Source organism: Metabacillus rhizosphaerae (genome assembly GCF_037201795.1).
Lineage (GTDB): Bacteria > Bacillota > Bacilli > Bacillales > Bacillaceae > Metabacillus > Metabacillus rhizosphaerae.
Window position 1 is genome coordinate 407,103 of record NZ_CP147403.1, and the last position, 10,398, is coordinate 417,500.

Below are 10,398 nucleotides of genomic sequence, written 5' to 3' on the forward strand. Positions count from 1 at the left end.
TTATTCAGTCTCATTTTTTGCATTCTCTTCCTCGAACCTTAGCTTCTGAGCTTTCCTATATGTAATTCTGGATACCCAAATACTAATTTCATATAAAATAAACAACGGTATCGAAACCATTAAATGTGATGTTAATTCTGGTGGTGTAATAAGTGCCGCAATGACAAGTAGAACAAAGTAGGCATATTTTCGCACCTGAGATAAGAACATCGGCGTAACAATTCCTAATCTTGTAAGAAACATAATAACTACAGGTAACTGAAACAGCAGCCCAAACGGAACAGTTAGCTGCAATAAAAAAGTAAAATATTCATGAATTCCAATTACTTGATTAACTTCTAGATCATTTGAGATCCTTTCCATAAAATCAACCACAAATGGAAACAAGATAAAATATGAAAAGGAAACCCCGACAAAAAACAACCCTAGTGACATTGGGATATAACTTAAAGTAACGCGCCTTTCTTTCTCGTATAAGCCCGGACTAACGAACGACCATAGCTGATACAAAATAACAGGTGACGTTATGACAAATGCAATAAGAAACGCAAATTGCATGTAAACCATTAATGGATCTGTTAAATTAAACGAATTTAGTGTTAAATTCTTTGCTTCATCTGTTTGCTGTAAATAAACGATAATCGGTCTTGAAAGTAAAAAGCCAGCAATTATAGCTATGAAAAAGAAAACGACAACAATAACAAGTCGTTTTCTAAGCTCTGTTATATGTTCAATGACCGACATTTCATTATTTTTCATATCGGTTTCATCCTATCTTACTTGACTTCGTCCTTCTTTTCTATCTTTTTCACATCATCTTCTTCATCATCTGCTAAACCTTTTGTTGCATTTTTAAATTCACGTAATGAATTACCTACTGCTTTACCAAGATCAGGTAACTTTTTTGGTCCAAAAATAAGTAATGCAACAAATGCAATTAATAATAGGCTTCCGAATCCAAGTGTTGGCATCGAAATCCACCTCCCTGTCTTTATTATTTATCTTCATTAGGATAATGTTTTAAAAAATAAACTAACGACTGAAGCTCAACCGCTAAATCAATATGATGGATCCGTATTTCATCTGGAACATTTAATCTGGCCGGAGTAAAGTTTAAGATCCCTTTAATTCCTTTGACAATAAGTCTGTCAGTAATAGACTGAGCGACAGTTGCAGGTACTGTTAAAATTGCTACAGTTACATCCTCTGGAATAATTTCTTCGAGATGATCTAAATCATAGACAGGAACTCCACCAATTTCTGTTCCAATTTTCTTATTATCAACATCAAATGCAAGTGAAATAACAGTATTATTATTCTTGGTAAAATTATAATGTAAAAAAGCTGTCCCTAAATTACCGACACCTATTAAACATACCTTCGTTGTTTCATCTTGATCTAATGTTTTTCTAAAAAAGGATAACAAATAATTCACATTATAACCATACCCTTTTTTACCTAGCGCACCAAAATATGAGAAATCTCTCCGAATAGTGGCAGAATCTACCTTTACAGCATCACTTAGCTCGGCAGAAGAAACACGCTGCTTGCCAGATGAGTGTAAATTTTTTAAAAACCGGTAATATAAAGGCAAACGCTTAGCAGTTGCCTGCGGAATTTTAGATTGTTCTATATTCACTCTTTATCCCTCACATTCATACAAAACGTGCTATGACGTACCAACGTCACCATCCAAAATGAAGGGAAGAACTGTGTATAACTACAAGCCCAACACCAATATGGCGGCGTGAACGGCGCAACATAATAAATACTATTTATTGCAAGAACTAGTTGCTTTTAACTAAGATGTTTTATCAATCAACTATTTGTTATTCACTAGCTCATTATATCTTCCCTGATGAAATCTCCACTTTTGCCACCAGTTTTTTCTACTAGATAGGTTGGTCCGATAACCATCCCTTTATCCACAGCTTTACACATATCATAAACTGTAAGCGCTGAAATGCTTGCAGAGGTTAACGCTTCCATTTCGACACCTGTACTGCCTTTTGTTTTTACAGTTGAACTTATCAAAAGTATATATGTACTATCACTTTTTTCCCATTCAAACTCAATATCTACACCTTTAATTGGAATAGGATGACACATAGGGATGACATTTGATGTTTGTTTAGCTGCCATTATACCAGCAACCTGTGCAACAGATAATACATCACCTTTTCCAATTTCATGATTGGTGATCTTTTCATATACCTCTTTTGTCACTTGAATGCTTGTCTTTGCACGTGCTGTTCTAACTGTTATTTCTTTTGCAGAGATATCAACCATTTTCGCTCTGCCTTGCTCATTAAAATGGGTAAATTCTGACATATTCATATCTCCTTATACGTAGACTATACACTATTTTTTAAAATCTGTCTGTTTGTTATTGTGACAATTATATGGATAGACCAAAAGCGCAAGCGCCTTGAACAGCCCCGACAAGCATAAGATGATTTAGAATAGAAGGCGTTCTTTGCCTTCAATTCTAAATTAGCTTATGACCTCGAGGGGCTAGGCGCTGGAGCTGGATGTCGTGCGCTTATCCACAGTTTAAGAATTTTATAATTTCCTAAACGAGAACAAAAGCGCAAGCGCCTTGCTAAGAGACGTAGAAAAAGAACACTCCGTCCAACAATATAGATATCTATTGTATCTTTGTTGCCCATAAGTCCCTATTAAGCTAAACTTAAAGCATTAGTAGAGGTGAAAACAATGATATTGTTACAAATAAATCAACTTAGTAAATATTTCGGCGCTGACCCTATTTTATCGAATATTAAGCTAGAAGTACAAACAAGAGACAAAGTTGCCATTGTGGGACGTAATGGGGCTGGAAAATCAACCCTTTTAAAAATAATTGCTGGAGTCATGTCACATGATTCTGGTGATATCATTAAACCAAAAGATGTATCAATCGGCTACTTAGCTCAAGATACGGGATTAGAATCTCAATTATCAATATGGGAAGAAATGAATTTAGTATTTAAAGAGCTTCAGTTAATGGAAAAAGAAATGAGACTTGTTGAGCAAAGAATGGCAACAGTTGACCCTGCCCATGAATCACTTAAATTCGAGAAACTCCTAAAAGAATATGACATCTTACAAGTGAAATTCAAAGAAAATGGTGGCTATCAATATGAAGCTGATATTCGATCTATCCTTCATGGACTCGGATTTAGCGAGTTTGATCCAGGTACTAAAATATCTTCGTTGAGTGGTGGCCAAAAAACCCGCCTCGCACTAGGGAAATTACTATTAACAAGCCCTGACCTTTTAATATTAGATGAACCAACTAACCACTTAGATATTGAAACCTTGACATGGCTTGAACAATACTTGCAAAACTACCCTGGAGCGATTTTAATTGTTTCTCATGATAGATACTTTTTGGATAAAATTGTAACCCAAGTATACGAGATTAGTCGACATACGAGTACAAAATATCTCGGTAATTACAGCAGCTACTTACAGTATAAAGCAGAAAACTACGAAAAAGAGCTTAAAAGCTATGAAAGACAACAGGAAGAAGTAGCTAAGTTAAAAGACTTTATCCAACGTAACCTAGCCCGTGCTTCGACAACTAAGCTCGCACAAAGCAGAAGAAAAAAGTTAGAGAAAATGAATTTAATGAATAGGCCACTTGGTGACGAAAAATCAGCCAACTTTCAATTTGATATTGAAAGACAAAGTGGAAATGATGTCTTAAAGGCTAAAGACATCTCTGTTTCATATGACTCGGTTCATCCTGTCATTTCAAACATATCCTTTTCTATTTCACGTGGTGATAGTATCGCACTAGTTGGCCCAAATGGTATTGGTAAATCTACATTACTCAAATCTATTGTTCAGAAGCTCGACTCATTAACTGGCTCATTTGCCCTTGGCTCCCATGTGCAAATTGGCTATTACGATCAACAGCAGGCAGATTTAACATCTAATAAGCGTGTGCTGGACGAGCTTTGGGATGAATATCCACAGAAGACCGAAAAGGAAATTCGTACAGTTCTAGGAAACTTTCTATTTTCTGGTGACGATGTTTTAAAGTCTGTTTCAACTCTCAGTGGTGGAGAAAAAGCGAGACTTGCTCTATCAAAACTAATGCTTCAAAACGCGAACTTTCTTATTCTGGATGAACCGACAAACCATCTTGATCTAGATAGTAAAGAAATTTTAGAAAACGCATTAATTGATTACCCTGGAACAATTTTATTTGTTTCACATGACCGCTATTTTATCAATAGAATCGCTACAAAAGTATTTGAACTCTCACCTAATAATTTGAGAGAGTACTTAGGAGACTATGATTATTTCCTAACTAAAAAGGAAGAACAATTAGAGCTAGAACGGTTAGAACAGGAGGCTGGGGGAAAATCGGCTTCTCAAAAGGTGATGACAGCACAGCCAGAAGGTAAACTTTCCTATCAACAAGAAAAAGAACAAAAAAAGCTTGAAAGACAGAAGCAACGAAGAATAGAAGAGATCGAGGCTGAGATAGGTCATATAGAGGAACAAATTGAAAAAAATGAAGCTCTTCTCTGTGATCCAAACATCTATCAAAATCATGAAGAAGTACAAAGAATTAACTCTGAGAATGAACTTCTTCAATCAAAGCTAGAAAATTTAATGAATGAATGGGAAGAGTTACACTAAGAAAAGCGGAAGCGGCTTGCTCAGCGACGAGAAACAAGAGCACTCCGTATGAGATAAAGGAAACACGAAGAGCGTTAGCGATTCGATGTTGACTTAGCGTATAAGGAGTGTGAAGTTCACTAGGCGCTAGGCGCTGGAGCTAGACACCAAAACTAAGTATAAAAGTTATACTTCTTTACTTTTTAAAAAAACAGCGAAGCAACTTCGCTGTTTTTTACTTTAAATGTGAGTTACATATATCTTTCGACATATTTTTAACGCATAGATAATAATAGAGAGATCAGTAAGGTTTTCTTTACTTTTATCCACACTATAATTCCTTTATTTCCAACATATCAACAGACTTATACACATTATCCACAAAAAATCTAAAAACTATCCTAGTTATACACAACCTAAACTATGCTGATATGACAGGATTTTTACTCGTTTTACACAATTCTACAAATATCGTGCATATTCTGTGGATAACTTTGTTCATAACTCTCATTTACATATAAAAAAGGTGACTCAATCATACCTTCAGCTCAATATATAGATCAATACAAGGTAAAAGATCTATATATAAGTAAACTAGGAAGGTTATGACCCAATTGAGCCACCTTTTAATATGATGTTAATTCAAGTCCAGGATTCGCATTTAAAGCTAAATCACTTCTAATGCCTTTATCATATAGAATGCTACCAATAGCCGCAATCATTGCTGCATTATCTGTGCAGAGGGACAAAGGTGGAATAATTAATTCTAACCCATCCCTTGAAGAAAACTCTTTTTCTAAAGCTGTACGCAAGCCTTTATTTGCTGCAACACCACCAGCTAGTAACAGTTGTTTTACAGGATATTTATCCACAGCTTGTGATGTTTTTGTCACGAGCACATCAATAACACTTGCTTGAAAACTAGCAGCAACATCTTTAGCTTCCAATGTTATTCCCTTTTGCTTTGCATTGTGCAGCGTATTTATAACTGCTGATTTGAGTCCACTAAAGCTAAAATCAAATGATCCTGCACCTAACCAAGCTCTTGGCAAATCAATTGTTGGTTTTCCCTCATGTGCTAATCGGTCAATATGTGGACCACCAGGATAAGGGAGCCCTAAAGTTCTTGCAACCTTATCATATGCTTCCCCTGCTGCATCATCCAATGTTTCACCGATCACTTCAAAATTAGCATGTTCTTTCATATAAACAAGCTCAGTATGCCCACCTGATACCACTAAAGCTAATAACGGAAACTCTAACTCTTTAATAAGACGATTTGCATAAATATGGCCGGCTATATGATGAACACCTATAAGTGGTATACCATGGGAAAATGCTAATGCTTTTGCGGCATTAATCCCTGTTAATAAGGCACCAACCAGACCTGGTCCTTCAGTTACAGTAATGGCTGATAAGTCATTAAAGTCAAGGTTCGCTTGTTTCATTGCTTCCTCAAAGACAATTGTTAATTGTTCAACATGGTGTCTAGAAGCAATCTCAGGGACTACACCTCCAAATCGCTTATGACTCTCAATTTGTGAGGCTACTACATTTGCTACGATTTCACGACCATTTTTAATAATAGCTACAGCTGTTTCATCACAGCTTGTTTCAACACCTAATATATATTGATCTGTTCGATTCATACTAAATTCACCCACATTACTAAAGCATCTTCTTGATTATCTGTATAATATCTCTTTCTTATTCCACCTGATAAAAACCCGACCTTTTTATATAAAGATTGTGCAATATGATTAGAAACTCTTACCTCTAAGGATAACCGTTTTGCATTCATTTCTTTACTTAACTGGATTGAAAACCTTAGAAGAGCTTCACCAATCTTCATTTTACGATAATCGGGGTGTACTGCTATGTTTGTAATTTGTGCATCATCCATAATCACCCATAAGCCGCAGTAGCCAATTACTTTCCCCTCAAATTCCACTACTAAATACTTTGCAAATAAATTTTGCTCGAGTTCATAAAATAATGACTCTTTCGACCAAGGTGCTGAAAATGAAAGCAATTCGATTTGATAAACCTCTTCAACATCTTCTCTTTGCATCTTTCTTATCGTAAACCTACTATCCAAGTTCTCCACCATCTTACTTTTGCTGTTCTAGCCATTTTGCTTCTGCTTCAGCTAGTCGGATATAATTTGGAACAAGGGAATGGACATCTGACGCTTCTTTTGTTAAGCCAATTAACCCTAGTTCACTTGGTCTCGGGTTATTTAACGTAACTTGTCCAAATTCACCCATATCTCCTAACGTGCTAACAATTGTTTCTTTATGAATCACAACGTCATTACCTACAAATAAAACCCGTTCCTTTTTATCCTCAAGTATTTTTAGCCAATCAGCAAGTAAAAGATTTTGATCGTTTTTAATTGTTACTAATCCTCCATTAGCATATTGATATAAGCCAGTATAAACTTGGCCTCTTCTCGCATCAAATATAGGAGAAATGAATCCATTAAAATATCTTCCGTTTGCTGCTAACACTTCTAGACTAGAGACACCTACTATTGGGATTTTCAAAGACCATGCCATTGTTTTCGCGATTGATACTCCGATACGAACCCCAGTATATGATCCAGGACCAGTAGCTACCACTATTTTATCAAGCTGCTGCGGGGTTACGTCACAATCACTTAGTAACCTATCTATAGCTGGCATTGCACGTACAGAATGGTTCTTTTTCAAATTTGTAATATACTCACCAATTACATTTCCTTCATCGACTAACGCTATTCCGAGCACATAATTGGTCGTATCAATTGCTAATACTTTCATTGCTTAACTCCTTACATATTTCAACATAATGAGAACCATATGGAGTCATCATGATTTTCCTTGTTGAATCATTTACATATAAGATTTTTATATCCAATCGTTCACTTGGTAATTGGTCTTCTATTAGATGTGCCCACTCTACCACTGTAATTCCATTTCCATGAAAATACTCATCAAAGCCTAAATCTTCATCAGCGTCCTCTAAACGATAAACATCCATATGATATAAAGGCAATCTTCCATCTTTATACTCTTTAATAATTGTAAAAGTCGGACTGTTTACATTGCGCTTTATTCCTAAACCTTTTGCTAAACCTTTTGTAAATGTTGTTTTTCCTGCACCTAAATCCCCTTCAAGTGTCACAACATCACTTTTTTTCACCTTTTCAGAAAGGCGCTTTGCAATTTCTAATGTTTCTTCAGAGCTATTTGTACTAAATTCGAATTCTTCCACTCTTACTCACCTTACTTATCTATTGAAGTGGTTGTAACCAGACTTTTCAAGCTTTATCACTTCTTGATTTTCTCTCTTTAGTAAAACGCCAGAATGGCTACAAGTAACCAGGCCAATCTTGGTAATTTTAATCATTTGCTCATCACATGCTTGTTTTAATTCAGTCCATAATTCTATTGAGGTAGTACCAACTAACTCAAAATCCTCACCACCAAAAAGGATCCACTTGTTTATATCATTAAAATTCTTTAATAAGAGCAATTCACTACTAACTGGAAGATCAATTTCATTAATTTCTATTCCTAACTGACTTGCATCAGCAATTTCATGAAGCTCACTTGCTAAACCATCACTAATATCATTTAAAGAAGCTCTTTCCAGTTTTGCGATAAGCCTACCCACTTTAACCTGTGGAATTGGCTTCTTATGACGATTAATAAGATAATTCTTATTCTTTTTATCTTCAATCGCTACTTGGTCTAATAATACAGCTAATCCAGCAGAAGAGTCTCCAATATTCCCTGTAACAAAAACGATATCTCCATCTCTAGCATTACTTCTAAGCGTCAGTACGTTGGGTTCTACTTCACCAATAACCGTAACTGTTATAGTAAGCTTGTCTGCAGTAGAAACCGTATCACCGCCTAATAAATCCATTTGATACATTTCCGCAAGCTCTTGCATTCCCTTAAATATCTCTAAAAGCTCATGTTCTTCCCAACTAGATGGAATAGCAATAGAAACCAAATAATAGATAGGGTTTGCGCCCATTGCTGCAATATCGCTTATATTCACAGCTAACGACTTATAACCAATTTCTCGCGGAGAAGATAAAGTTTTAAGAAAATGTACACCTTCTACCATTGAATCAACACATACTACTTGATTTTTATGAACTGAAGGCTCATAAACAGCAGCATCATCACCAATTGCTACTTTTACATTTTTTTGAAATATTCGATTGGGTTTTATTTTACTAATAAAATCAAATTCATCCATGTCTTTCTCCTAAATTATGAAAAAACCTTAGGAATTGTTTCCTAAGGAATGATCTCTTTTTAGTTTAGCTAATAGTTGTAGTTTATCCAAGTTTTTCACATTCTATCGTATCACATTTATCTTTATGTTGGCATTACAATTTTTTTTGCTCAAAGGTAATTAAAAAAGGACATAAAAAAAACGAAACATCTATGTTTCGTAACAATCAAAAAATGGCGGTCCGGACGGGACTCGAACCCGCGACCTCCTGCGTGACAGGCAGGCATTCTAACCAACTGAACTACCGGACCATTTGGTTGCGGGGACAGGATTTGAACCTGCGACCTTCGGGTTATGAGCCCGACGAGCTACCAGACTGCTCCACCCCGCGATAATAAAAAGTATTTAGTTATTAATTAACTTAAGAAATCACCTGGCAACGTCCTACTCTCACAGGGGGAAACCCCCAACTACCATCGGCGCTGAAGAGCTTAACTTCCGTGTTCGGCATGGGAACGGGTGTGGCCTCTTCGCCATCATTACCAGATAAAATATTAAGTTGAAGGGATATTCCTTCAAAACTAGATAACGATTCACAATTCAATTCACTTAACTGAGTTTACGCTTTTACTTTGTCCAGCTACAGAAGCCAAATCCTACGGTAATTTCACTCTCTCGTACGAAGTCAAAGAACGACTTCTTCTCGATCGCTCCAATTCCCTATGGATTTAAGCGGGCTTCTTCCGCTTTTCTATTTAGGTTAAGTCCTCGATCGATTAGTATCTGTCAGCTCCACACGTCACCGCGCTTCCACCTCAGACCTATCAACCTGATCATCTTTCAGGGATCTTACTAGCTTACGCTATGGGAAATCTCATCTTGAGGGGGGCTTCATGCTTAGATGCTTTCAGCACTTATCCCTTCCGCACATAGCTACCCAGCTATGCCTTTGGCAAGACAACTGGTACACCAGCGGTGCGTCCATCCCGGTCCTCTCGTACTAAGGACAGCTCCTCTCAAATTTCCTACGCCCACGACGGATAGGGACCGAACTGTCTCACGACGTTCTGAACCCAGCTCGCGTACCGCTTTAATGGGCGAACAGCCCAACCCTTGGGACCGACTACAGCCCCAGGATGCGATGAGCCGACATCGAGGTGCCAAACCTCCCCGTCGATGTGGACTCTTGGGGGAGATAAGCCTGTTATCCCCGGGGTAGCTTTTATCCGTTGAGCGATGGCCCTTCCATGCGGAACCACCGGATCACTAAGCCCGACTTTCGTCCCTGCTCGACTTGTAGGTCTCGCAGTCAAGCTCCCTTGTGCCTTTACACTCTACGAATGATTTCCAACCATTCTGAGGGAACCTTTGGGCGCCTCCGTTACATTTTAGGAGGCGACCGCCCCAGTCAAACTGCCCACCTGACACTGTCTCCCAGCCCGATAAGGGCTGTGGGTTAGAATTTCAATACAGCCAGGGTAGTATCCCACCGACGCCTCCACCGAAGCTAGCGCTCCGGCTTCTCAGGCTCCT

The 10,398-nt window shown here is 37.5% G+C and carries 10 protein-coding genes, 2 tRNA genes and 2 rRNA genes (1 of these 14 cut by a window edge); 1 reads left to right on the forward strand and 13 read right to left on the reverse strand.

Features of this window, described 5'->3' with window-relative positions; translation table 11 throughout:
• The 4 genes from tatC to moaC form a co-directional block, all read right to left on the reverse strand.
• Complete coding sequence (gene tatC / locus WCV66_RS01965; protein ID WP_066335685.1) at positions 1-759, reverse strand: twin-arginine translocase subunit TatC; 759 nt, start codon at positions 757-759, stop codon at positions 1-3.
• 17 nt (positions 760-776) lie between these two features.
• Complete coding sequence (locus tag WCV66_RS01970) at positions 777-971, reverse strand: twin-arginine translocase TatA/TatE family subunit (protein WP_066335688.1); 195 nt, start codon at positions 969-971, stop codon at positions 777-779.
• A 23-nt stretch (positions 972-994) separates the two neighbouring features.
• The gene (locus WCV66_RS01975; RefSeq protein WP_066335693.1) at positions 995-1,639 is read right to left on the reverse strand and encodes a redox-sensing transcriptional repressor Rex; all 645 of its coding nucleotides are present in this window, start codon (positions 1,637-1,639) and stop codon (positions 995-997) included.
• Between the two features lie 197 nt (positions 1,640-1,836).
• Complete coding sequence (gene moaC, locus WCV66_RS01980) at positions 1,837-2,331, reverse strand: cyclic pyranopterin monophosphate synthase MoaC (protein WP_066335697.1); 495 nt, start codon at positions 2,329-2,331, stop codon at positions 1,837-1,839.
• Positions 2,332-2,715: 384 nt separating this feature from the next.
• Here moaC and WCV66_RS01985 point away from each other — a divergent pair, with 384 nt between their 5' ends.
• Positions 2,716-4,653: an ABC-F family ATP-binding cassette domain-containing protein gene (locus tag WCV66_RS01985; protein ID WP_338787793.1), complete on the forward strand. Its 1,938-nt coding sequence runs from the start codon at positions 2,716-2,718 to the stop codon at positions 4,651-4,653.
• A 605-nt stretch (positions 4,654-5,258) separates the two neighbouring features.
• On the opposite strand, the gene tsaD is transcribed toward WCV66_RS01985, so the two are convergent.
• From tsaD to WCV66_RS02030, 9 genes are all read right to left on the reverse strand, one after another.
• Positions 5,259-6,281, reverse strand: a complete 1,023-nt coding sequence (gene tsaD / locus WCV66_RS01990) for a tRNA (adenosine(37)-N6)-threonylcarbamoyltransferase complex transferase subunit TsaD (RefSeq protein ID WP_338787794.1) — start codon at positions 6,279-6,281, stop codon at positions 5,259-5,261.
• The gene (rimI, locus tag WCV66_RS01995) at positions 6,278-6,730 is read right to left on the reverse strand and encodes a ribosomal protein S18-alanine N-acetyltransferase (protein WP_338787795.1); all 453 of its coding nucleotides are present in this window, start codon (positions 6,728-6,730) and stop codon (positions 6,278-6,280) included. Before rimI ends, tsaD begins: the two co-directional genes overlap by 4 nt.
• A 13-nt stretch (positions 6,731-6,743) precedes the next feature.
• Positions 6,744-7,433: a tRNA (adenosine(37)-N6)-threonylcarbamoyltransferase complex dimerization subunit type 1 TsaB gene (tsaB, locus tag WCV66_RS02000; RefSeq protein ID WP_066335712.1), complete on the reverse strand. Its 690-nt coding sequence runs from the start codon at positions 7,431-7,433 to the stop codon at positions 6,744-6,746.
• Complete coding sequence (gene tsaE, locus WCV66_RS02005; RefSeq protein ID WP_338787796.1) at positions 7,414-7,887, reverse strand: tRNA (adenosine(37)-N6)-threonylcarbamoyltransferase complex ATPase subunit type 1 TsaE; 474 nt, start codon at positions 7,885-7,887, stop codon at positions 7,414-7,416. Before tsaE ends, tsaB begins: the two co-directional genes overlap by 20 nt.
• A gap of 15 nt (positions 7,888-7,902) precedes the next feature.
• Positions 7,903-8,886: a thiamine-phosphate kinase gene (gene thiL, locus WCV66_RS02010; protein ID WP_338787797.1), complete on the reverse strand. Its 984-nt coding sequence runs from the start codon at positions 8,884-8,886 to the stop codon at positions 7,903-7,905.
• A 213-nt stretch (positions 8,887-9,099) separates the two neighbouring features.
• Positions 9,100-9,176, reverse strand: a tRNA-Asp gene (locus tag WCV66_RS02015).
• 3 nt (positions 9,177-9,179) lie between these two features.
• Positions 9,180-9,256: transfer RNA gene (locus WCV66_RS02020), tRNA-Met, on the reverse strand.
• Between the two features lie 40 nt (positions 9,257-9,296).
• Positions 9,297-9,412, reverse strand: a 5S ribosomal RNA gene (rrf, locus tag WCV66_RS02025).
• A 209-nt stretch (positions 9,413-9,621) separates the two neighbouring features.
• A 23S ribosomal RNA gene (locus WCV66_RS02030) occupies positions 9,622-10,398 on the reverse strand (it continues 2,153 nt past the right edge of the window).

What these genes read in the sequence shown, in the direction of transcription:
- thiL (WP_338787797.1), bottom strand. Translation starts at nt 8,886, where the DNA reads ATGGATGAATTTGATTTTATTAGTAAAATAAAACCCAATCGAATATTT.
- tsaB (WP_066335712.1), bottom strand. Translation starts at nt 7,433, where the DNA reads ATGAAAGTATTAGCAATTGATACGACCAATTATGTGCTCGGAATAGCG.
- WCV66_RS01970 (WP_066335688.1), bottom strand. Translation starts at nt 971, where the DNA reads ATGCCAACACTTGGATTCGGAAGCCTATTATTAATTGCATTTGTTGCA.
- tatC (WP_066335685.1), bottom strand. Translation starts at nt 759, where the DNA reads ATGAAAAATAATGAAATGTCGGTCATTGAACATATAACAGAGCTTAGA.
- moaC (WP_066335697.1), bottom strand. Translation starts at nt 2,331, where the DNA reads ATGTCAGAATTTACCCATTTTAATGAGCAAGGCAGAGCGAAAATGGTT.
- tsaD (WP_338787794.1), bottom strand. Translation starts at nt 6,281, where the DNA reads ATGAATCGAACAGATCAATATATATTAGGTGTTGAAACAAGCTGTGAT.
- WCV66_RS01985 (WP_338787793.1), top strand. Translation starts at nt 2,716, where the DNA reads ATGATATTGTTACAAATAAATCAACTTAGTAAATATTTCGGCGCTGAC.